At 64.1% G+C, this 21,276-nt stretch carries 20 protein-coding genes and 1 pseudogene; 11 read left to right on the top strand and 10 right to left on the bottom strand.

The window, feature by feature from the left end; translation table 11 throughout:
* Window positions 1-18 precede the first annotated feature (18 nt).
* The 6 genes from AUCHE_RS15855 to AUCHE_RS11980 all read right to left on the bottom strand — a co-directional run bounded on the left by AUCHE_RS15855 (window position 19) and on the right by AUCHE_RS11980 (window position 6,062).
* Window positions 19-1,518 (bottom strand): S8 family peptidase, encoded by a 1,500-nt coding sequence (locus AUCHE_RS15855; protein ID WP_006503584.1) that lies wholly within the window; start codon window positions 1,516-1,518, stop codon window positions 19-21.
* 276 nt (window positions 1,519-1,794) lie between these two features.
* A complete protein-coding gene (locus tag AUCHE_RS12000) occupies window positions 1,795-2,478 on the bottom strand; it encodes a response regulator transcription factor (RefSeq protein ID WP_006503583.1) in 684 nt (227 codons plus the stop codon).
* Window positions 2,475-3,611, bottom strand: coding sequence for a sensor histidine kinase (locus tag AUCHE_RS11995; protein ID WP_006503582.1), 1,137 nt, complete (start codon window positions 3,609-3,611; stop codon window positions 2,475-2,477). Before AUCHE_RS11995 ends, AUCHE_RS12000 begins: the two co-directional genes overlap by 4 nt.
* 80 nt (window positions 3,612-3,691) lie before the next feature.
* Entirely contained in the window at window positions 3,692-4,465 is a 774-nt protein-coding gene (locus AUCHE_RS11990; RefSeq protein WP_006503581.1) for an ABC-2 family transporter permease, read from the bottom strand.
* On the bottom strand, window positions 4,462-5,205 hold the full coding sequence (locus AUCHE_RS11985; RefSeq protein WP_006503580.1) for an ABC transporter permease: 744 nt from the start codon (window positions 5,203-5,205) through the stop codon (window positions 4,462-4,464). Before AUCHE_RS11985 ends, AUCHE_RS11990 begins: the two co-directional genes overlap by 4 nt.
* Complete coding sequence (locus AUCHE_RS11980; RefSeq protein WP_217994387.1) at window positions 5,202-6,062, bottom strand: ABC transporter ATP-binding protein; 861 nt, start codon at window positions 6,060-6,062, stop codon at window positions 5,202-5,204. The genes AUCHE_RS11985 and AUCHE_RS11980 overlap by 4 nt, the downstream gene beginning before the upstream one ends.
* Before the next feature lie 677 nt (window positions 6,063-6,739).
* Here AUCHE_RS11980 and AUCHE_RS16325 point away from each other — a divergent pair.
* Window positions 6,740-6,901: pseudogene (locus tag AUCHE_RS16325) on the top strand (DivIVA domain-containing protein); the annotation flags it as partial.
* A 456-nt stretch (window positions 6,902-7,357) separates the two neighbouring features.
* Here AUCHE_RS16325 and AUCHE_RS11975 read toward each other — a convergent pair.
* From AUCHE_RS11975 to AUCHE_RS11970, 3 genes are all read right to left on the bottom strand, one after another.
* Entirely contained in the window at window positions 7,358-7,765 is a 408-nt protein-coding gene (locus tag AUCHE_RS11975; protein ID WP_006503577.1) for a hypothetical protein, read from the bottom strand.
* Window positions 7,766-7,810: 45 nt separating this feature from the next.
* A complete protein-coding gene (locus AUCHE_RS16745) occupies window positions 7,811-8,185 on the bottom strand; it encodes a hypothetical protein (protein WP_006503576.1) in 375 nt (124 codons plus the stop codon).
* Between the two features lie 449 nt (window positions 8,186-8,634).
* A complete protein-coding gene (locus AUCHE_RS11970; protein WP_006503575.1) occupies window positions 8,635-9,687 on the bottom strand; it encodes a class I SAM-dependent methyltransferase in 1,053 nt (350 codons plus the stop codon).
* Window positions 9,688-10,089: 402 nt separating this feature from the next.
* Between AUCHE_RS11970 and AUCHE_RS15850 the strand changes: the two genes are divergently transcribed.
* The 9 genes from AUCHE_RS15850 to AUCHE_RS11925 all read left to right on the top strand — a co-directional run bounded on the left by AUCHE_RS15850 (window position 10,090) and on the right by AUCHE_RS11925 (window position 19,544).
* Complete coding sequence (locus tag AUCHE_RS15850) at window positions 10,090-11,415, top strand: sensor histidine kinase (RefSeq protein WP_052024908.1); 1,326 nt, start codon at window positions 10,090-10,092, stop codon at window positions 11,413-11,415.
* On the top strand, window positions 11,412-12,113 hold the full coding sequence (locus AUCHE_RS11960; protein WP_006503573.1) for a response regulator: 702 nt from the start codon (window positions 11,412-11,414) through the stop codon (window positions 12,111-12,113). The genes AUCHE_RS15850 and AUCHE_RS11960 overlap by 4 nt, the downstream gene beginning before the upstream one ends.
* A 254-nt stretch (window positions 12,114-12,367) precedes the next feature.
* Complete coding sequence (nrfH, locus tag AUCHE_RS11955; protein WP_006503572.1) at window positions 12,368-12,859, top strand: cytochrome c nitrite reductase small subunit; 492 nt, start codon at window positions 12,368-12,370, stop codon at window positions 12,857-12,859.
* 9 nt (window positions 12,860-12,868) lie between these two features.
* Window positions 12,869-14,326 carry an ammonia-forming cytochrome c nitrite reductase subunit c552 gene (locus tag AUCHE_RS11950; protein ID WP_006503571.1) on the top strand — a complete coding sequence of 486 codons (1,458 nt, stop codon included), beginning with the start codon at window positions 12,869-12,871 and terminating at the stop codon, window positions 14,324-14,326.
* A 285-nt stretch (window positions 14,327-14,611) separates the two neighbouring features.
* Entirely contained in the window at window positions 14,612-15,661 is a 1,050-nt protein-coding gene (locus AUCHE_RS11945) for a tetratricopeptide repeat protein (protein WP_006503570.1), read from the top strand.
* A 41-nt stretch (window positions 15,662-15,702) separates the two neighbouring features.
* Entirely contained in the window at window positions 15,703-16,407 is a 705-nt protein-coding gene (locus AUCHE_RS11940; protein ID WP_006503569.1) for a cytochrome c biogenesis CcdA family protein, read from the top strand.
* A 13-nt stretch (window positions 16,408-16,420) separates the two neighbouring features.
* On the top strand, window positions 16,421-17,932 hold the full coding sequence (locus AUCHE_RS11935) for a cytochrome c biogenesis protein ResB (RefSeq protein ID WP_006503568.1): 1,512 nt from the start codon (window positions 16,421-16,423) through the stop codon (window positions 17,930-17,932).
* Between the two features lie 66 nt (window positions 17,933-17,998).
* Complete coding sequence (gene ccsB, locus AUCHE_RS11930) at window positions 17,999-18,889, top strand: c-type cytochrome biogenesis protein CcsB (RefSeq protein WP_006503567.1); 891 nt, start codon at window positions 17,999-18,001, stop codon at window positions 18,887-18,889.
* Window positions 18,882-19,544 (top strand): TlpA family protein disulfide reductase, encoded by a 663-nt coding sequence (locus AUCHE_RS11925; RefSeq protein WP_006503566.1) that lies wholly within the window; start codon window positions 18,882-18,884, stop codon window positions 19,542-19,544. Before ccsB ends, AUCHE_RS11925 begins: the two co-directional genes overlap by 8 nt.
* A gap of 200 nt (window positions 19,545-19,744) precedes the next feature.
* Here AUCHE_RS11925 and AUCHE_RS11920 read toward each other — a convergent pair whose 3' ends face one another.
* Window positions 19,745-20,167 (bottom strand): hypothetical protein, encoded by a 423-nt coding sequence (locus AUCHE_RS11920; RefSeq protein WP_006503565.1) that lies wholly within the window; start codon window positions 20,165-20,167, stop codon window positions 19,745-19,747.
* Window positions 20,168-20,282: 115 nt separating this feature from the next.
* Between AUCHE_RS11920 and AUCHE_RS11915 the strand changes: the two genes are divergently transcribed.
* Entirely contained in the window at window positions 20,283-21,185 is a 903-nt protein-coding gene (locus AUCHE_RS11915) for a YwqG family protein (RefSeq protein ID WP_006503564.1), read from the top strand.
* Window positions 21,186-21,276: the final 91 nt, after the last annotated feature.

Genomic DNA, 21,276 nt, shown 5'->3' with positions numbered 1-21,276 from the left:
GTCAACCAGCGAGAGAGGTCACATGCGTCGACGCCAGATGATCACGCCGGCCACGACCACCGTGAGGAATACCCACCCCCCGATCACCGGAATCACCCACCGGAAACCATCCGGAATCCTGAACGAGTCCTGCGATTTCCCCGAACCCCCAGGGCTGATACCAGGCCGATACGACCTATCCCATTCCCCCATCGACTCGGTATGAAGTGCCTGCCACTTATCCGACCAAGCACCTCTCTTCAAAGCACCCAAAGGATTCGTTCGATCACCAGCAGGCACATCAGCCGACACAGCCTGATACGCATCAACGATTCCCCACCCACATTCCGCGTCCGGCACCGGATCTTTCCCTAACGGCTTAGCCGTCGCCAACACCCGACGAATCACCTGGCCCGCCGACAACTCCGGATACTTCGACCACACCGCAGCCACCACCCCTGACACCACCGCAGTCGCCGTCGATGTCCCATTCGATTTGCTATAACCCCCACCCGGCGCCGCACCCCAGATCGCCACACTCGAACTCACCGAAAACGGACCACACACCCCATTCCCCTGCGCTTTGATTAAACCGCTGTGACCCCTGCGGATTCCTCGGTCCGATTTCGGATGCATCTGCCGATCAGCCATCACCCCACCCACCTGCAACACCCCAAAGGCACCCGACCAAGCCCCTCCTTTGAGGTCCCCGAAATTGCCTGCGGCGGCGACGATCAGCACGCCTTTCTCCTGCGCCTCGATCAAAGCATCCAACTGTCCTGGCCCCTGGGTCCCCCCCGACTGAGATATGTTGATCACTTTCGCGCCCTGCGCCACGCAATACCTGATCCCCGCCGTCATCGCAGCGGACTCGGTATAACCCTTGTTCACCGAAACGGACATGATCGTCGCCTCTGGCGCCGCACCCAAAATCCCTTGCGAACGCCCCGGCCCTGCCCCCCGACCCGCGATATACGCCGCCATCCCCGTCCCATGACTGTTCGCCGCTTTCAACCCATCAGGCCCCCCCTCACCTGAGAAGTCTTTCCCGCCCTCGAAACGAACTCCGACCAGGTCAGGATGCTTCGCATCGACCCCCGAGTCCACCAGACACACCTTCACCCCGGCACCCTTGGAAACCTCCAACGAACGATCAATCCCCAGCTCTGAGAGCCACCACTGACGCTGACGAGCCTGCCCCGGATCTGCATAGTTATCACGAACAGCCCTACTCAACCCACGATCCGGCACCGCCACCGCGGGAGTCATCCCCACCAAAGCAGCCACCAACCCGGTCACCACCACACCCACAACCCGACGACGCATCACACCCACACCCAACACAACCCTCAAACCCTGCCCGTCTGCCCTTACGACCCAGGATGTTCTGTGATAAACGCCTGCTGCGCGGTCTGGGTGAGCCTTCTTCGGGTCGATACCGATTGGACCGCGGACTCCCATGTCCAGGGGAAAAGATGTGCTCACCCCGTTGTCCTGCAGGAAAGACTCGAATCCCTCACGGGTCATCGTCGCAGACACTGAATACTCCCCGATCGTTCATGTGCTGCGTCACCGTCGAACACCATCAACGATCTACGCTCGCCTCAACTCAATGGAGCACATCCTATGTAACTGCCGTTCAGTTTTCGGTTCTCTTCACCCCTGATCCACCAGCGGCGGTCGTGTGTGAGCGTGGCGTAGAAAGAGAATCCCCTCCTGCACAGGGAGGGGATGGAGCTGGACGCCGCCCGGGCGATCGCCGACGGAGTGCGCCGTCGGTAACCGTTGCGGAGGGAAAGCGCACTCGGCGGTCGCCTATCCGTGCAGCAGTCCCGATTCGTAGGCGAGGATGACCAGTCCCACACGATCACGTTGATCGCATTTGGCGAGCAACCGGGTCACATAGGTCTTGACGGTGGCTGGGGACAGAACGAAGGCCGTGGCGATCTCCTGATTGGTGAGGCCGCGCCCGATGGCGGTCAGGATTTCCTCCTCCCGCGCGGTCAGCCGCTTCACGATGGAGCGGGCGTGACCTGGATGATCGCCTCGCGCGTCGTGGACATCGGTCAGGTCCGCACGCTGGATCACCTCCCCTGTGATCCGAGGGGACAGACATGCATCCCCGGCAGCCACTGCTTGGATGCCTGCGATCAGTTCACTGGCAGGGGCGTCTTTGAGCAGAAATCCGGAGGCGCCGGCACGCAGCGATCCGAAAGCGTAGTCGTCCTGGTCGAATGTGGTCAGAACCAAGACGCGGATGAACGGCCATTTGCGGGTGATGCGCCGAGTGGCCTCAACACCGTTGAGGCGTGGCATGCGCACGTCCATCAACACCACGTCGGGGATGCGTCCGCCAGAAACCAACTCATCGATCTGGCCCACGGCATCCAGCCCGTCGACGGCGGTGCCGATCACCGTGATCCCGGGCTGACGTTTGAGTTGGAGTGACAGTCCAAGCCGGGTGGCTTCCTGGTCGTCGACGATCACCACGGCGGTCATGACGTCTCCGACCACGGCAAGGTGGCCCGCAGTTGCCAGCCACGTGGTTGATGCGGACCCGCCTGAAAACTGCCGCCCAGCTGCGTAACCCGCTGATTCAGCCCGGACAGTCCATGTTGCTGGCTGCTGTTTGCCCTGGCCGACGACTCCCCGTCATCACACACGCTGACGCTGGACTGCTGATCGCCATGGACGATGTGGACGCTGACGTATTCCGCTCCTCGGGCGTGCCGCAGCACGTTGGTAAGCCCTTCTTGGACCAAGTGAAAGCAAATATCGCCGATCTCATGGGAGTCCGGTTCCACTCCGAATCGGCGGTAGTCCACACTCAGCCCGGCCGCGCGGGCCGTCTCCACGAGCTGGTCGATGTCGGTGACCGAGCGCGTCTCACCTGGCCGTTCGGGTCGGTGGAGCCGATCGACGACATCCCGGGTGCGGGTAAGACATCCGCGCGCAGTGCGCTCGATGAACTCCAACGCTTCGGCAGCTTCTTCGGGGTGGTCGGGCAGACTGCGGGCTCCGCCACCGGCGAGCGCGATCACTGCGGTCAAGCTGTGTCCGACCGAGTCGTGTAGATCATTGGCGAGCACCATCCGTTCGCGTAGGTAGCGTTGCTCGGTTTGCTCCTGGAGTTTCAGCATGGCTGCGCGCAGGGCAGCGTCTTTACGGGCCAGTCCTTCGCGCTTCGCGCGGACAGCGACGGCGAGGACCACGCTTGCCATGATCCAGAACCAGCCGGACAGCAGGTAGTTGATGAGGGGAAATTGGCTATTAAGTGGCCGCCACATCAGTTCGGCGGCGCTGGCCGTCATCGACGCCGCCACGCTGGCCGCCGCCGCCGACAGAGGCAGGCTGGCGACGACCGAATACAGCGCGATGCAGGCAGGGAGTTGGGAAGGCCCACCTACCCCTCCGATACCGCCCAGGACCTGCGCCACCGTGGTGGTTGCAAAGACCAGCAGTGGTGCGCGCGAGCGAAACAGCAGTACTGCCGAGGTGACGAGTGCGAAGGCGGTCATGAGGCCGACGGCCGCGGGGGTGTTGCCCATGCTCGCTTCGCGGCCGACGACAGTGGCTAGTCCGAACAGGTTCAGCCCTGCCCAGATCGCATCGACTCGGCGGGGATGATGCATCCACCGTTGCAGTATCCGCTCAGACCACGATCTGGGGATCCGTACCGGGTCGCTGGGCGCAGCCGAGCCCGGGTCGCGGCTCACCATTCTTTGCGCTGAAGCTGCCATTGCGTCCCCCACTTACAGAGAACAATCCACGCCGCCGCGACGACGAGTGTCGTCACGATGTCACCAGGCTCCAACAGCGAACGGGTAGCACGTGCCCCCATACCTGCCGTGATCAGCGAGAACGGAATGAACTGGTCAAACGTCAGCCCGGCCACGGTCATTGCCAAGCCGGCGATTGTGCCCGCCACGCCGACCAATGTCATGAGTGGGAAGCTGGTGAACAGCACTCCGATGAACATCATCACAGCCCCGATCGACCAGGCGCCCACCACGGCCACCAGAGCGCGCGCCACGATCGGGCCTAGTCCGTCGGTGGACAATCCCACCGCGAAGCCGGTGATCACCGTTTCGGTGAGGTAGATGCCCATGCCAGTTGCCGAGAGTTCTAGGGCATAGAGAAGTTTTCCGGTGATCGCCGTCGAGATGCTGTCGGTTGACACGATCCGCAGCCAGCCTCGGTATTCGAACTCGGAGGATGCCACGGCTGCCTGGGTGATCACGTACACGATCGGCAAGAACGTGGTGGTGACCAGGATGCTGCCCTGGACCCAGATCGCGATCCAGCCGAGGTGGTCGGAGGCGAAGTATTCGTCGCGGTATTTCAGGTAGTTCCACATGCCGAGGGCTTGCCCCATGAGACCGACGAGGACAGCTGCGAGCAGGAACCAGCCTGTACGGCCTTTTGCCCGTTCCATCTTCCAGGCGGTCCACGGGTTCGGCTTGTGTCGGTTGAAGGAGCCGGTCATCGCTGTTGCTCCTTTCGCGCTACGAGTGCGATCGCGACGAGCGTCCAGATGATCGCCATCGCTGCGGCTCCTGCCAGGGCTGGGCCGGCTTGATCGATGAGCTGGATCTCCGGATTGGCCCGGTTCTCCATGGTCAACGGTATGATCGGATTCGCTGCCGCCAACAGCCCCCAGGGCGCCAGCCAGCCGACCCATGCGGCGTTGATGTACGGCAACGCCATCGACACTGATCCGGCGATGACGCCGGTCACCACGCTGGTGGACGGGTGTCCGAGGTTCTGCGCCAGAGCTAGCTGGAGCGGTGTCACTGCCAGGCAGCCACATATCGTCACAAGAACTATCAGCCTCGCTGAACGGGCCGCCAACTGGCTGGATTCCAGGCCCAAAGGGCCTGCCACTGCTAAGACCAGCCCGATCAATGCCAGGTGGTAGGCGACCACGATCGCGTCGGTCAGCATGATCTTGTCCATGAACCGGCGCAGCGGTGACTGGCCGCGTGCACTCAGCCACTGTCCCATTCGATCTTGACGATCCACGTCGACGATCTGCACCGCGATCAGCCCGGCCACCAGGCCCATCAGCATGACGAACATGTCCACTGATTGAGCGAGCGCATAGGTCAGTTTCGACCGCCCGATCATCGTGAACACTATCCACAGTCCCTCGAAGGCAGCCATGCCGATCACCAGCCACAGCACCCGTTTGTGGTGCAATTTACGCACTTCCAGAGCCACACTCATGCGAGGGCTCCCGCGGAATTCGATTCGGTGATCGCCAAAAAGGCTTCCTCCAACGACCGATGGCGCCGCTCGACCCGGTACACGTCGGGTCCACGACCTACCAAATCACGAATCAGCTCCGCCATGATCTGGTCGCTGACCAGCGGAAAAAGCACCTCAGCTCCTTTGATCTGACTGGAGAGCCCCCGCACGTGCAAGAGTTCCTCAACCAGCGGCACGTCAGAGCAGCGAATCACGGTCGAGCCGGGGCCACGCAGCCCTTCCAACGGGCCTTGGAATCGCAACGTACCGGCACATATGATCCCTACGGTGTCGGCCATCTGTTCGATCTCGGACAAGTTGTGGGAAGACACGATGACCGTGAGGCCCCGCTCGCGAGCCAAGGTCATGATCAACTGCCTCATCTCGACCACTCCGGCTGGATCCAAACCATTGGTGGGCTCGTCAAGCATGAGCAGAAATGGGTCACCCAACAGCGCCATCGCGATGCCCAACCGCTGTTTCATACCCATCGAATAGTGGCCGGCCTTCTTGTCGCCGTGGCGCTCCAACTCGACCGTGCGCAGCCCCTGCTCAACCTGAAGGCGGGGTGCTCCGAGCGAGTCGGCCGCCAGCCGCAGATTCTCTCGCCCGGTCAGATGCGGATAGTACGACGTCCCTTCGATCAACGACCCGATGGAGGGAAGCACCGTAGAACGGCATTGGGCGAAGTCCTGTCCCAGATACTCGATCGAACCCATGTCCGGACGGATCAAGCCCAACAGCATCTTCATCGTGGTCGACTTGCCGGCACCATTCGGCCCCAGAAAACCGTAGATGCCGTCCTTGGGCACCTCGAGCGACACCTGATCGACCACGGTCGTGGCCCCGTAACGTCTCGTCAACCCTGCGGTTCGCACGAGCGGTCCCGAGACGCACTGGGAGGCTGGGTGGGTATTCATCGAAGGCTCTCCTGTGGTTGGCTTCGCCACCACGAAATCAATATGAGCCCTCGACTACAGTCCCCCACGGTTGACACTTGTGCTCGTTCAAGCCCGGACAGTCCATGTTGCTGGCTGTTGCCTGCCCTGGCCGACGACTCCCCGTCATCACACACGCTGACGCTGGACTGCTGGTCACCATGGACGATGTGGACGCTGACGTATTCCGCTTCCACGAGCTGGTCGAGGTCGGTGGCCGAGGGCTTCTCCGCTGGTTGGTCCCCGACTTAGGTCATATTGGTCCTGGATGTCTTCCTGCTGCTCTTGGCCAGAGCTGGCACGCAAGGTCGTTCCGCCGTTGAATCTCGGGGGAGTCGCTCTTGAACCTATCTTTTATCCTCGCCATCTGGCTTCTGCATGTGCTCGTGCTTCGATGAAGTGCCCTCGGCTGTGATGATTTTAGGATGAACGATCGCCCAGGTCAGAGACCTAAAGCGCAGTTGTCGACACGGCGAGTCGCACCAGTGTTTGCCCGAGCGACGTTACGCACTTGGGACGTTACGCACTTGGGTAGGCTGACGCCTGTCCACTACAGGTCCGGTCGAGGGAACGACATGGCTCTTACGCCCGAAAAGAACTTCACTGCTACCCGCTTCCGAAGTGGGTACGACAAACAGGAAGTCGACGACTTCCTCGACGAAGTGATTGTTGAACTGCGCCGATTGCTTGGTGAGAACGCCGAGTCGCGACCTGACCTAGGACGTACTGCTAAAAGCTGAGCTCGGCTCCCAGCTGGCTGCCGGGGCATGGTTGAGGGTGTGAGTGCCTCGCTTCGCCCGTGGAACAGTGGCGATGCGTCGGCGCTGAGCGAGGCATCTCAGAGCACTTCGGATCTGGCGGCTCAGTTCGGCGGCACTGACCTGTCGACTCGGGCAGCTGCTGAGACGTTCCATCAACCAGTCCTTGCGCTTCATCGCGGCGAGGTCTGACAGGCCGCATTGATCCGAAGCTGCGCCTACAGTGCGACATTTTGATAGGCCGCGCCCACGGCCGCACCGAACCAGATGATGCCGAGAGCGAGCCGCGACGATTCGGATCGAGAGGATGTCTTCCGAGAAGAGCTGATCTCGGCACTCCCGGCTAAGGCCATGAAGGACGTTGACAAGGCTGACCCGGAAGATAACCGTGAGCACCCTCAGTGCCACCGCGGCGAGAAGCCATCGGACTCATGCTCAATACGGAGACACAATGCATTTCTTTTCATAGGAGTTCCCGTCACCTTTATTGACGACAAAGCCATGGAAACCCACCGACGGAATGCCGATTAACAGCAACACGAAGAACACCCTCGGCATCAGACTCGTGCGCACGATGAATATATAAATTAAAAGCGCACCGAGGTTGACGGCCCATAAAATTGCGGCCACATTGAATGTCCAGCGCCAGAAGAAAAGCCACTCAGGCCGGGGATCAGTGAAGCACGTCGATAACACGTCCGGTTGCGCTGTGAGCAACACGCTCTCATAGACGAATGCCAACGAGATCACCAGGACAAATGAGGTCACGCTCCCTATAACCCAGATCAGCTCCTGCCGTGTCGCCTGGCTTCTGACCACTTTCCGCTTACGCGCCGACATCATGCCACCGCCATGACAAGGAAGCTCCCGCTATTTCCGCGCAAGACATCACCATTTTTCACGACACGGCTGCCCGGGAAGATATTTTTCCGCTCCTAAATAAACGTAGATCAATTCCATTCCGACATAAAGATGTACACACCACAATAAAATCACCATCCCCAGCAAGACTCCCCCTCCCCTATGCAAAACATAGATGGTCAAGCCAATCAGGTTGCCCAGAGTGACCAATCCGACACACGTCCAGGCGATCCTTACCCCATCTATATTTTCAGGACGGTCAGGCCAGAAGCAAGATCTTCCGCCATAGTATTTCGGATTGACCTTACCAATTTCCATATACCACAGACTCAGCAGAACCATGACTATCGTGAGCACTATCGTCAGGGCCGCCCAGCCAAAAAGTAAATATTTATCCTTCACACCCTCACCTCCGTCGTGTATCGCACCCCCTAAAGTCAGGAGATATGCGCCACCCCTCACTAGAACCCGAGATGCCCCCCCTATATTTTTATCCCCATCGAAGAATGCGGTCCATTAAAATAACACAACCATGCTGATCAAGAATCACTTCACATTGAGCCCGGACTCAGGCCTGGGATCCTCGACACCCCTTCCCCTTCCTGAAATCTGCGAGAGAGGAGTTTTAGCACGACGTATGGCCGCTCACGACTCTCCACCTATCTCCCTATTTACTCGAGAGCAGATTCGTTTAATTTAGCTGATGCATTTTGCATATCTTCAAAATTCTCATCCGCCCCGCCCTGGAGATTCTCAATAAATTGAGTTGTCTTGACGCCGACTCGAATCCTTTATGAGCGGCAGGCTCTGTTGAGATATGCAATTTGGAAAATCTCGATAGTCCGAAATGATCAAGCCTGCTCTGGAGTTCTGGCCGCAACCACAGCGTTCGGGTCGACATCGGCGTCCGTCACCGTATGCACCTCTAGGAAACCGGTGTCCTCGAGCAGCTCGAGGAGACGCTCCTGGGTGAGGGTCCGTCGCCCTCCCGGCCGGAGCATATGTTTCAGTGCGGAGGTCGCGCCGCGTAATTGGTCGGTCCAGTTGCCCCGGATCAGAAGCCAACCACCCGGGACGAGCGCCGCCTGGACCTGGCGGAGCACAGCGGCAGCCTCTGCCGGGGGTTTGCCGCCGAGCACCATGAACAGGAAGGCGATGTCGAAGCCTTCTTCATCAGGACGGCGCAGGGCGTCGGATTCGAGGTCTGCCTCGCGTAGTTCGACCCGGTTGCCCATCGCATACCGCTCGATGTTGTCACCGGCTGCGGTCAACGGCCCCGGGCGGTCCGCGACGACAGCTGTCCAGCCGGGCATGTCCCGTAACACGGTGATGGAGTCCATCCCGTGTCCGCCGCCGGCGTCGAGGATACGACCGGATTCGGCCGGGCACAGCCTGCGGATGATCCGGGCGGTCTGTGTGCCGCGGGCCCGGGCGACCTCGGCGAGACCCTGCATCTGCGCGGCAGGCGGACCGTGGCGTCGTCGTGCCGCCCTGACCGGATCGTCCCGAGCCGGCGGTTCCGCCCGGAGAGCCTCGGCCAGTCCGGCGAAGTTCACATACTTCTCGTGTTCGCTGACCACCCAGTGACGTAGCGAATAAGGTGCGTCGATCGTGAGGTGGGCGGCCGCCAACGGGGTTGCCGAGCATCCGGTGGCCGTGCGCGTCAACAGGCCCATCCCGGTAAGGGCCTCGGCGAGGACGTCCGCTGCTTCGACGCTGATCCGACAGTGCGCGGCGATCTCGGTGAGAGGGGTTTGTGCATCCTCGGGCCCGAGGAGATCGAAGAAGCCCAGACGGACGGAGGTCATCAACGCCTGCGATTCCCGGTAGGCATGCAGGATGCGGTCGATGGCGGGACCGTCAGGGGCCGGCTGAGGCAGATCCGGTTCACAACGTGCAGACACGCGCTCAGGCTAGTCGGCGGCTACGGCGCGTCTTGTCGGGCCTGCAGGCAGGGGTAGACCCGAGGCCGGATCGAAGGGCATACCACGGTCTGTACCTCGCGGCTGATCGACAGCGCCCGCGGAAGGGAAGAGACTTCCTTCCCCGAGCTTCCCGGCCCCATCCACAGCTAATATACAGGAGTCGGAGCTGTCCGATCGTGCAGAACGAACGCAAGGAGGCCGGGGGTGACGACAGAGCACCTACGAAAGAGCGCAGGTGACGACCTCGCACACCACGTTGCCTTTTCATCTCGTTCCATCGAGTCGTCCGACACGGACGAAGCCTGGCTACGGAGACTCACCGTCACGGCCGTTGCCCTGCCTATCCTCTTTATTGCGACGATGGTCCTACTTCGTCCCAGAATGTGGGAGTACCTCTGGCCCGGACACGGACATGTACTGGTCGACACCCTGCTCCTCGTCGCCTCCGCAGTCTTCGGGATATCGATGGTCACGGCGATCCGTCGCGGACACCGCCTGCTCACCGAACGCCATCAGGAACTGGACGCCGCCCACCGTCGCCTCGCCCAGGCCCTCGCCGAACGCGACCACAGCCATCGATGCACCGAAGCGGTCTGTGACATCCTCCTGCGCATCACCCGACGCGAACCCCTCTCCACGACGTTAAGTTCCATCGCCGCACACGCCCGCGTCCTGGTCGATGCCGACGACGCAGGGCTCTGCCTGCAGAGCGAACCCGCAGCCGACCGTCGAGTATGCATCCGCGGCCAGGGCGGACACTGCTGCCACGACCGGACCGAGGGATGCCCGGCCAAAGAATCCGCGCATCCGAACCTCCTCACCCTGCCCACCCCCGACACACCCGACGACCCCTGCCTCGCCGTGTCCACACCGCCCGTCGACGGTGCCATCACCGCCTACCCGGTACGGGACACCCGCGACCTGGCCGGCTCCCTCTGGGTCGACAAGGCAGAGATCACCCCCGGCGACGACGCCTTCCTGAAAACCCTCGCCGACCTGGCCTCGATCGCCATCGACCAGGCCAACCTCCTCCAAGCCACCTCCCACGCCGCGACCCTCGCCGAACGCGACCGGATCGCCCGGGAGATGCACGACAGCCTCGCCCAGGTGCTCGGCGTCACCCACCTGCGTCTCCAAGTGCTGCTCACCAGGGAAGACATCCACGAGATCCGGCCGGTCAGCGAAGAACTCCACCATCTGGCCGACCTGTGCCATGACGCCTACCGAGACGTCCGAGAATCGATCCTCGGGCTGCGCGAATCCCCCCGCGCCGACCAGGGGCTGCTCGACAGCCTGCGCACCTATGTCACCAAGTACTCCCGACAGTCGTGCATCGACACCCGACTGGAGAACCACGTACCCGCCGACCCGCGCTTGTCCCCACACTGCGAGGTACAGGTCATCCGCGTGGTCCAAGAGGCCCTCACCAACGTCCGCAAACATTCCGGCGCCGCCACCGCCGTCGTCCGCATCACCGAGACCCCGGAGAACGTCATGTTCGAGATAGAAGATGACGGACGGGGTTTCGACCCACGTCACGTCATGTCCGACGCCGAGTCCTTCGGATTGCGTTCGATGCGGGAACGTTCCGAATCAGCCGGTGGACGGCTCACCATCGAAGCCACCCCCGGCCAGGGCACCCGCGTCGCGCTCGCCGTTCCCCGCGCCACCGGCCACGACCTGCTCCACGACGTGGTCGGCGCATGATCACCACACCGATGCCCCGAGCCGAAGGCGAACCCGTCCGGGTCCTCCTCGTCGACGACCAGGCCCTCTTCCGCGGAGCCATCGCGACCCTCGTCGACCAGCTCGACGACTTCAGCGTCGTCGGAGAAGCCGGCAACGGACTCGACGGCATCGAGAAAGCCCGCGCGCTACGCCCCGACCTGATCGTGATGGACGTGGAGATGCCGGTCATGGACGGCGTCGAAGCCGCCCGCATCCTGCGCGAACAGATGCCCAGCATCAAGGTCATCATGCTGACCGTCTGCGAAGAGGACGAAAAACTACTGACCGCGGTACGTCTGGGCGCACACGGCTACCTGCTGAAAGACCTGCGACCCGAGCAACTGTTCGACATGCTGCGGTCGGTGATGCGCGACGAGACCCCCGTCTCCCCCGCCCTGGTCGGCCGGCTCCTCGCCGAACTCCGCGGCGACGGACGGTCACCGCACACCCCCGCCCCCCAACCCAGCGACCCGGGGCTGTCCCAACGCGAACTGGAGATCATGCGGTTGGTCGCCGACGGACTCACTAACAAGGAGATCGGCGCCCGACTGTCCATCACCGAGGGCACCGTGAAGAACCATGTGCACAACGCCCTGCACAAACTCGACATGAGCAACCGCATCCAGGCCGCCGCCTACATCGTGCGCCAAGGGTTGGGGCTGCCCTCCCGGGCCTGAAGCAGGCAGCTCGCCGCCCTGCACGGGCGCATCGCGCCGGAGCACGACCAGGAACCCGACCGGCATAGCGGCAGATACTGGACCGGGCAACCCCATATACCGGATTTCTACCTGCGGAGGGATGGTGAACGCCCTTCCCCCGCACCATCATGAGTCATGATGGGCGACCCGACTGGAGGCCGCTCTCCCCACCGGTGCCTACCGGCGGGGCCGACACAGCTGGCCTACGAGGACGGCGTGACGAGGGTCGGACAATGGTGAAAGAGATTCTCGCCGAACTACGGAGCGTCTTCTCCCGCCCGTCGGGATGGTTGTACGCGGCCGCGGTCTTCGTGGTGGGTTCCCTGATCGGAGTGGGTTTCTTCACGTTCGGTTATGCCAACGGAGCGTCCTACCTGAGCAACGACCCGAAGGCCTGCGTCAACTGTCACGTGATGCGCGACCAGTACGACGGATGGATGAAATCCAGCCACGGAAAAGTCGCCGTCTGCAACGACTGCCACGCACCACACGACATCGTGGGCAAGTACGCCACGAAGGCGATCAACGGATGGAACCACGGGTTCGCCTTCACCACCGGAAACTTCCCGCAGAACATCCAGATCACGCAGCGGAACCGCGAGATCACCGAGCAGGCCTGCCTCAGCTGCCACGCCGACATCACGTCCGGCATCAGAGCATCCCGTCCGGAACATTCCCCCCAGGTCTCGTGCATCTCCTGCCATCGCAACGTCGGGCATATGTAGGTGGACACCATGGAAACCAGCGAGAACCCTCGCCGACGCAAAGTCTTATGGCTACTCGTCGGCGCCATAGCGATCACAGCCGTGGTCACGATGGGACTGACGGCCCTGCTCGTCAACATCCTCGAACGTAAGGAAGAGGCGCTCGCGCCCTTCACCAAGGTCGTGGAGATCGACGACAAGACCGTCGACCCCGCGGTGTGGGGACGGAACTTCCCCATCCAGTACGACATGTACAAGAAGACCGCCGACCAGGAGCGCACCAAGTTCGGCGGCTCCGAGGCTCTTCCGAAGGACCCGAAGAAGCCGGCGAGCGGCACCGTCTCCCAGAGCAAGATCACCGAGGACCCGCGGCTGCAGAAGATGTGGGCCGGCTACGCCTTCGCCACGGACTTCCGTGAGGAACGCGGTCACGCCCACATGCTGCAGGACCAGATGGACACCCGCCGGGTGACCGACTTCAAACAGCCTGGAACCTGCCTGAACTGCCACGCCTCCACCTATGTCGCCCAGAAGTACGAACTGGGCAACGGGGACCTCAAGGCCGGCTTCGACAAGATGAACAAGATGACCTACGCCGAGGCCACCTCCAAGGTGCAGCACCCGGTCGCGTGCATCGACTGCCATGACCCGAAGACGATGCAGCTGCGCATCACCAAGCCGGCGTTCATGGAAGGCATCAAGAAGATCAAGGCCCAGCAGGGCGTCAAGGACTTCGACGTCAACAAGGACGCCACCGCTCAGGAGATGCGTTCCTTCGTGTGCGGCCAGTGCCACGTCGAGTACTACTTCAAGGGCGAGGAGAAGAAGCTCACCTTCCCCTGGGACAAGGGCACCAAGGCCACCGACGCTCTCGCCTACTACGACGAGATCGGCTTCAAGGACTGGGAGCACAAGATCACCGGCGCCCCGGCGCTGAAGGCCCAGCACCCGGAGTTCGAGACCTGGCAGCAGGGCGTTCACTACCGCGCCGGCGTCTCCTGCGCCGACTGCCACATGCCGTACACCCGGGTGGGTTCGGCGAAGGTCAGCGACCACCAGGTGCGCAGCCCCATGTTGAATGTCAACCGGGCCTGCCAGGGCTGCCACAACGCCTCGGAGAACGAGATCAAGGACCGGGTCGAGCAGATCCAGTTGCGCTTCATCTCCTCGCGTGACGTGGCCTTCAACGCGTTGACCGAGTTCATCGACGACATCGCAGCGGCCCAGAAGAACGGGGCCGCCGAGGACAGGCTGGTCAAGGCGCGTGACTTCCAGCGCAAGGCACAGTTCCTGATCGACTACGTCGAAGCGGAGAACTCGGCCGGATTCCACGCTCCCGGGGCCACGCTGGACACCATCAACCGGGCTACCGACTACATCCGTCAAGGGCAGCTGGCGCTGCTCGGGAAGGAGAAGTCACCGGAGGCTCCGCTGCCGGCGACGCCGACCGCTCCGGTCGCTCCGGTGCCCACCACGCGCAACAGCTGATCGGAGGAACCCGGACAGGCCCGACGCCTGCTTCTCTCCCGGACGGGGGATGCCACCGCTGGTGGCATCCCCCGTCCGTCGTCCTGCCACCCGGTGTGCGGCTCCGCCTCCCGACAGGCATAGGCGCGCCTATATCCATCGGCGCATCAGCTATATCCATGGCACGCCCGATCTACCCGAAACGTGCCGGGCGGCGGATGGCATCACCGGCGAACTCCCGGGGAGGATGAGAAGGAATAAAGAGGAAGTGGCGACCAGGCCACCGGAGCAGCAGCAGGAGTCCCGATGAGTGGGCGTCGAGTCAACCCCGTCGACCCGACGGGAGCACACCCGCAGGGCACTTTGGCACACCATCTCGGGCTGCCCGAGGACGCCGACGAAGCCACGGTGAAACGCACCCACCAGCATTTGAAGGACTTTCTCGCCAGCGCTCCCCCGGAGCTCGACGGCTGGGCCGAGAGCCAACGCCGACTCGTCGAGGAAGCCCGTCGCACCCCGGACGCAACCACCTCACCGGACGCCTCCACCGCCACGTCGAAGGTGGCCGAGAAGTCACTCTCCGACCATTTCGATGATCTCGACTTCCTCGAGGAGGAGCCGCCCCCGGCCGCTGCACCCCCTCGGGCGCCGGCCGCGACCCACACCGGCCGTCGACGGGCCGTGGTCACCCCCGAGGCAGCAGCCGCCGCCCAGGACCGCCCCCGTCAACGGGCCTCCGTGCTCGTCCCCGTACTCGTACTGATGCTCATCGTCGGAGTCGTCTACGGCGTCTACCAGGCCGGCCGCCCGGTCAGCAACACGGCCTCCCCGGCAAAGCCCACCAGTTCGGTACGCCCCGTGGACGAGTCGAAGGTCAAGGAACTCACCGAGAAGACGAAGGCCGACCCGAAAGATGTCACCGCACTCCGCGGCCTGACCGACCAGTACTACGGCGCAGGAGAATTCGCCAAGGCCGCCGAATGGCAGCAGAAAGTCGTCGACATCCAGCCCGCCGACATCAGCTCCCGGCTCGTCCTGGCCGCCTGCCTGGCCAACTCCGGCGACGCCACCCGCGCAGAAACCGAATGGACGAAGGTCATCGAACTCGACCCCACACAGGTCGAGGCCTACTACAACCTCGGCGTGCTGCACTTCTCCGCCAACCCGCCGGACGTCGAGAAGGCCCGGGCCGAATGGGCCAAGGTCGTCGAACTCGACCCGAACTCACCCCTGGCCAAGAACGTCTCCAGCCACATGAACCGGATGGGTGGACACGGGGCCAAAACCCCCGGCGGCGCCGCCTCCGGGGCCCCCACCTCGGCCGCGCCCACCACCCAGGCACCCGCCGCCAAATGACCCCGGCCCCCGGCTGACACACACAGAGAGAGGAGAACACCATGACCGGAGTGACCCTGCCCCTGGCAGTTCTCGCCGGCATCGTCTCCTTCGTCTCACCGTGCTTCCTGCCGATCGTGCCGGTCTACGTGGGCTACATGGTCGGCGGACAGGACGGGCAACCGACCTCCCGACGTGCCACCCTCCTCCAGGCCTGCGCCTTCGTCGGCGGATTCAGCGCGGTGTTCATCACCCTGTGGGCCTCGATCGGGCTCGTCGGATACGCCCTGAGCGACTACCGCGACCTGCTGCGCATCGCCGGCGGAGCCGTACTCATCGTGATGGGCCTGCACGTGGCCGGACTCATCGAACTCTCGGTGCTCTACCGCACCACCCGACCGATCGGAGCCCCCGGCGCCGGAGGCCGGCCGACCCTGCGCCGCTCCGGGCTGCTCGGACTCGCCTTCGGCGCCGGATGGACACCGTGCATCGGGCCGATCCTCGGCGGAGTCATCGGCCTGGCCTCGGTGAGCTCGACCGTCGGCGAAGGCGCACTGCTCCTCGTCGCCTACTGCCTCGGCCTCGGACTGCCCTTCGTCCTGGTCGCGATGGGTGCAGATGCCCTCCACCGACGGATGACCGCCCTGCGCCGCCACACCACCGCGATCGCGTTGACCTCCGGGGCCTTCCTGATCGTCACCGGTTTCCTGATGGTCACCAACCTCTTCAGCCGTATGAGCGGCTCCGTCCCCACCTTCGGCCTGTGAACGAGGACCTCTCATGACCCAAGACGTGCGCCCCCGCGATATCGCCGACGAGAAACCCCCGTCCGGGCCGGCGGCCCCCACCGCCACCCAGGGGGACATCCCGCTGCGAGAGGTCTTCCACAAGGTCAACGCCTTCTTCTACAACAAGACCACCGGCCTGGGCCTGATCCTCGCGATGGCCTTCCTCACCCTGATGGGCACCCTGCTGGAACAGGCCCCCGACGGGCTGCGCGACGACCCCTCCGGATGGAACTCCTGGGTGGAATCGGTACGCCCCCGCTACGGCGGATGGACCCAGGTGCTGGCCTTCACCGGAGCCTTCAACATCTTCAGCTCCATCTGGTTCCGAGTGGTCACCGTGATGCTGGCGCTCAGCATCATCGCGTGCACCTGCCACCGCGTCCCGCAGCTGTGGCGCCGTTCGGCCCACCCGCACATCCACGTCAGCGACGGTTTCTTCCAGCACGCCGGGCTGAGCGAACGCGTCGCCCTGGACACCGCACCCGCCGAGACCTTCACGACCGTCCGCACCGCGTTGAGCTCCCAGGGGTACCGGATCATCGACGACGAACGCGGCCCGGGCCTGAACCTGTACGCCGACCGCTTCCGGTGGGCTCCCTTCGGCACCGCGATCGCCCACGCCAGTTTCGTGATCATCCTGCTGGGGGTCTTCGTCACCACCACCTTCGGGTTCAAGAACCCGAGCCTCCCGGTGGGCGTGGGCACCACGGCCGAGATCGGCCATGACACCGGACTGTCCGTCGAGGCCAAGTCCTTCACCGACAAGTACACCCAGCAGGGCCGTCCGCTCGACTACTACTCCGACCTGGTCCTGTACAAGGACGGCCGTCAGGTCGCCGAGCAGACCGTCCGGGTCAACACCCCGCTGCGGCACGACGGTGTCTCCATCCACCAGGCCTCGTACGGCATCGCCGCCGCCATGAAGGTCACCGACGCCAACGGCGCCCAGGTCTACGCCGGTGGGATCCCCCTGGCCTGGAAGTCCGAGGACAAACGCCGCGTCATCGGCAAGGTGAAACTGGAGGGCAAGGACCTCACCCTCTACGTCATCGCGGCGGCGTCCGGGGTCGTCGACCGCCAGCTCGGCGCGGGGCAGGTGCTCCTGGAGATCTACCGGGACGCGGAGAAGAGCCCGTTGGCTTCCAAGGTCGTCTCCCAAGGAGAAGAGACCCAGGTCGCGGGGCTGTCCTACACCTTCGAACGAGAACGCCAGTACACCGGTTTGATGATCGTGCGCGACCCCGGAGCCATCTGGGTGTGGATCGGCTCCTCACTGATGGTGCTCGGCCTGATCCTGACGATGTTCCTGCACCACCGCCGCATCTGGGTCCGGGTCGTCCCCGGCCCCGACGGGAAGGGGAGTGACCTGCGCATCGCCTCGGCGGAACGGCAGGACACCCCCTACGAACGGTGGTTCCGTCGTTTCGTGCAGCGACTGGCCGACCCCAGGTCGGTCGGTGACGGGAACAGCCTGGACGACTACGACCGCCGACGGAAACACTGAGATGACGACCGCACCGCTGACCGCAGAGAACACCTCCATCCGCCCATCTGTCACGAGGACACGACGATGATCAATCTCTCCCAGTACTTCCTCGTCGCTGCCACCCTGCTCGTCACCCTGGCGGTGGCGGCCGACGTGATCTCCGTCGCCATGCGACGTCAGAATGCCCCCGAGGAGGAGCGAATTCCCGCCGTCGTGGGGGCCTCCTCCGGCGGCGGGTCGACGGCCGAGGTCGTCGTCCCGAAGACGCGGGGGATCAGCTGGTTCGGCAGCGCCCTGACCTATGCCGCCCTGGCGGTGCTGACCGGCGCGCTGGCGACCCGGGCGATGGCCACCGGCCACGGCCCCTTCGCGAACCAGCACGAGTTCGCCGTCTCCTTCGCCTGGGGCATCCTCGCCGCCTACGTCTACTTCGAATGGCGTTATCGCATCCGCGCACTGGCCCTGCTGGTGCTGCCGGTGACCATCACCATGTTGATGTACGCGCAGGCGACCGACTCCGATGTGCAACCGCTCGTCCCCGCTCTGCAGCACCACTTCCTGCTCACCGTGCACGTGGCCACCGCGGTGCTGTCCTACGGCGCGGCCGCGGTCGCTTTCTGCGCAGCAGTGCTCTACCTGATGCCCGCGCGGTTCCACTTCAAGGGGATGCCCAAGCCTGCGGTGCTCGACGAGCTGGGGTACCGGGCCGCGGTGATCTCCTACCCGCTGATGACCATCATGATCATCCTGGGTGCGGTGTGGGCGAATATCGCGTGGGGCGCGTACTGGAGCTGGGACCCCAAGGAGACCTCGGCCTTGGTGACCTGGCTCATCTACGGCGCTTATCTGCACGCCCGGGTGGTCCGCGACTGGCGTGGCCGGCGGGCTGCCTGGCTGCTCGTCCTGGGCTTCGCCGCAGTGCTCTTCACCTACTTCGGCAACCTCTTCTTCGGCGGACTGCACTCCTATGCCTGAGCGAACCACCGCTGCGGTGCGCCGCCCGGAGGCCGGGCCCGAGCAGGGAGATTGGCGGGCACGCCTGCGGTCCAGCCGTTTCGGAACCATCGGCGTGCTCCTGGTCACCTTGGTCCTGGTGATGGGCGGCGCCTATCTGGTGAACCGACCGGCCGGCGACACGAGCACTCCCACTGCACAGGGCACCGAGAAACTCTCGCCGGTGCAGCTCAAGGGCGGCGCATCGGGGCCCGCGCCCAAGGTGGGGGAGCCCGCTCCGGAGTTCTCCTCGGCCACCGCCGACGGCCAGGAGATCTCCTTGTCGCAGTATGCCGGACGTCCCGTCTGGCTGACCTTCGGAGCCTCCTGGTGTTCGGCCTGCCGGGCGGAGTTCCCCGACGTCCAGGCCACTCATGCCGCGGCGAAACCGGACGGTCTGGCCGTGATCGGGATCTATCTCTCCGAAGAGGCCTCCTCGGTGAAGGAGTTCACCCAACGGTTGAAGCTCGACTTCACTCATGTCCCCGACCCGCAGACACGGATCGCCTCGGCGTACCGGGTCATGGGGGTCCCTGCACACGTGTTCATCGACAAGGAGGGTGTGGTGCGTTCCATCGACTCCGGCATCCTCAGCCACGACCAGATCAAGGAACGTCTGGCCAAGATCGGCGCCTGACCTCTCTCTCAGCCGGCACCGCTTCCGTCCCCTCGACGGTGCCGTCAGGTCGGGTGCGCTGCGGCACGGGTCATGCCGCGGCAGCGTGACACCCCAGCCCTGGGGGTGACATGCAGCGCCCGCACCGCCGGACGGCGGTGCGGGCGCTCCCGTGCGCGCAGGGGGTCGGCCGGTTTCGAGGCGCGGCGCGACCGCTAAGGTCAGCCGATGACGAAGGCTTCACCTTCCTCGATGCGGACGGGCAGTCGTGCCTCGCCCCGGATCGCGGACACCACGTCGTCCGTCGCGGCGGTCACCGTCAGGAAGATCTCACCGGTGCGTACGTCCACCCCGAAGGTGTTGATGAAGGTGGGCTTCGAGCTGTCTCCGAAGACCGAGGCGAGCCGTTCGGATTCGGCGGCGAGCTCGGCCTCCGAGTGGACGACCCTGCGGAATTCGAAACGGGCGGTGTAATTCTGCGGGGGATTATCCTCTCCGACGGGGGCCAGGCCCTTCACCCCGACGACGAAGAGGTCGCCCTCCTGCCAGACGCCACCGGCGGCCTCCGGGCCGAGGGCTCGCTGCAGCAGGGCCAACAGCTGCTGGTCGCCGACGACGGGCTCGGGTGTGCTGCTGGGCATCATGGATCGGTCAGCTCCTCGTGAGGGGTGGGTCGGACGGCGTCAGTCTAGGGAGATCGGTCGCCCGACGGTCGCGGAGTCGCCCCCCGATGTCGGAGGCTCCTGCCAGACTGTGGCAATGTCGTTCGATTCCAGTTTTTCTCCCGAATCCCTCGCCGATATCTGCCCTGATTTCGAGACGGCGAAGCAGGTGGCCCACGATCATCTCCCCGAGGAGGTCGCCGACGCGTGGTTGCGGATGTGCCGCCCGGCGGTGTCCTTGTCCCCGGCGGCACCGGGCGACACCGTGGTGGCCCGCTTCGGTGGTCTGCCCCGGATGTCCGAGGAGATCGCCTGGCCGGAATGGGAAGGGCACGGCCCGTTGTCCTTCATCGCCGAGATCGACCTGTCCGCGTTGACCGAGCACGGACTGCGCACCGGCCTCGACCTGCCCGAGCAGGGCCGTCTGCTCTTCTTCTACCACGTCGACCCGGAGGACTCGGAAGCACTGGTCTTCTACGAGGACCACGAGAGCCTCCGCGGGGCCCGGGTGATCTATGTCGCCGAGTCCGCGGCCGACAGCCCGAACCGGGTTCTCACCGACAGCTCAGTCACGGTCTACGCCGAGGTGTCCTTGACCGGGACGATGACTCCGACCTTCCCCGAGACGGAGAACCCGCGGCTCTACCAGGAGTTCGCGGACCGGGAGATCGACGGCGACTCCTGGCTGGATCTGGTCAACGACGACGACTTCCGCGAGGCGTTGGAGGAGCTGGAGCCCGAGACCGACCACCGGTTCGGGGGGTGGCCGCTGTCCTTGCAGGGGCCGGTCGAATTGGAGGCGGCGGCGTCGGTGCTCGACGCCTCGCTCTACGACTCCCCCGAGTACGAGGAGGAGTCCCGCGCCTGGCATCTGCTGCTGCAGGTGAGCAGCTCCGACGAGATGACCTGGGGGGACTCGGGGATGCTCTACTGGTTCCTCCGTGAGGGCCCGGCCGACGGCCCCCTGCCGGCCACCACCTTCACCTGGCAGTGCCTGTGATCCGGCCCAGGTCGTACCGCTGTCGTCGTTGACGGGGTGAAGCCGTCGTGGGGTGGCTCCGGGTGGGGTCCCCGGCTCCACCCCACGGGCG

Origin of the sequence: Austwickia chelonae NBRC 105200 (genome assembly GCF_000298175.1) — a bacterium.
Classification (GTDB): domain Bacteria; phylum Actinomycetota; class Actinomycetes; order Actinomycetales; family Dermatophilaceae; genus Austwickia; species Austwickia chelonae.
This window is presented reverse-complemented; position numbering and strand designations above follow the sequence as displayed.

Bases quoted from the DNA above. Each gene is read 5' to 3' on its own strand.
- AUCHE_RS11950 (WP_006503571.1), top strand. From the start codon at position 12,869: ATGGAAACCAGCGAGAACCCTCGCCGACGCAAAGTCTTATGGCTACTC.
- AUCHE_RS11990 (WP_006503581.1), bottom strand. From the start codon at position 4,465: ATGACCGGCTCCTTCAACCGACACAAGCCGAACCCGTGGACCGCCTGG.
- AUCHE_RS11925 (WP_006503566.1), top strand. From the start codon at position 18,882: ATGCCTGAGCGAACCACCGCTGCGGTGCGCCGCCCGGAGGCCGGGCCC.
- AUCHE_RS11915 (WP_006503564.1), top strand. From the start codon at position 20,283: ATGTCGTTCGATTCCAGTTTTTCTCCCGAATCCCTCGCCGATATCTGC.
- AUCHE_RS11985 (WP_006503580.1), bottom strand. From the start codon at position 5,205: ATGAGTGTGGCTCTGGAAGTGCGTAAATTGCACCACAAACGGGTGCTG.
- AUCHE_RS12000 (WP_006503583.1), bottom strand. From the start codon at position 2,478: ATGACCGCCGTGGTGATCGTCGACGACCAGGAAGCCACCCGGCTTGGA.
- AUCHE_RS11960 (WP_006503573.1), top strand. From the start codon at position 11,412: ATGATCACCACACCGATGCCCCGAGCCGAAGGCGAACCCGTCCGGGTC.
- ccsB (WP_006503567.1), top strand. From the start codon at position 17,999: ATGATCAATCTCTCCCAGTACTTCCTCGTCGCTGCCACCCTGCTCGTC.
- AUCHE_RS15850 (WP_052024908.1), top strand. From the start codon at position 10,090: ATGTGGGAGTACCTCTGGCCCGGACACGGACATGTACTGGTCGACACC.
- AUCHE_RS11935 (WP_006503568.1), top strand. From the start codon at position 16,421: ATGACCCAAGACGTGCGCCCCCGCGATATCGCCGACGAGAAACCCCCG.
- AUCHE_RS11920 (WP_006503565.1), bottom strand. From the start codon at position 20,167: ATGATGCCCAGCAGCACACCCGAGCCCGTCGTCGGCGACCAGCAGCTG.
- AUCHE_RS11940 (WP_006503569.1), top strand. From the start codon at position 15,703: ATGACCGGAGTGACCCTGCCCCTGGCAGTTCTCGCCGGCATCGTCTCC.
- nrfH (WP_006503572.1), top strand. From the start codon at position 12,368: ATGGTGAAAGAGATTCTCGCCGAACTACGGAGCGTCTTCTCCCGCCCG.
- AUCHE_RS11995 (WP_006503582.1), bottom strand. From the start codon at position 3,611: ATGCATCATCCCCGCCGAGTCGATGCGATCTGGGCAGGGCTGAACCTG.
- AUCHE_RS11975 (WP_006503577.1), bottom strand. From the start codon at position 7,765: ATGATGTCGGCGCGTAAGCGGAAAGTGGTCAGAAGCCAGGCGACACGG.
- AUCHE_RS11945 (WP_006503570.1), top strand. From the start codon at position 14,612: ATGAGTGGGCGTCGAGTCAACCCCGTCGACCCGACGGGAGCACACCCG.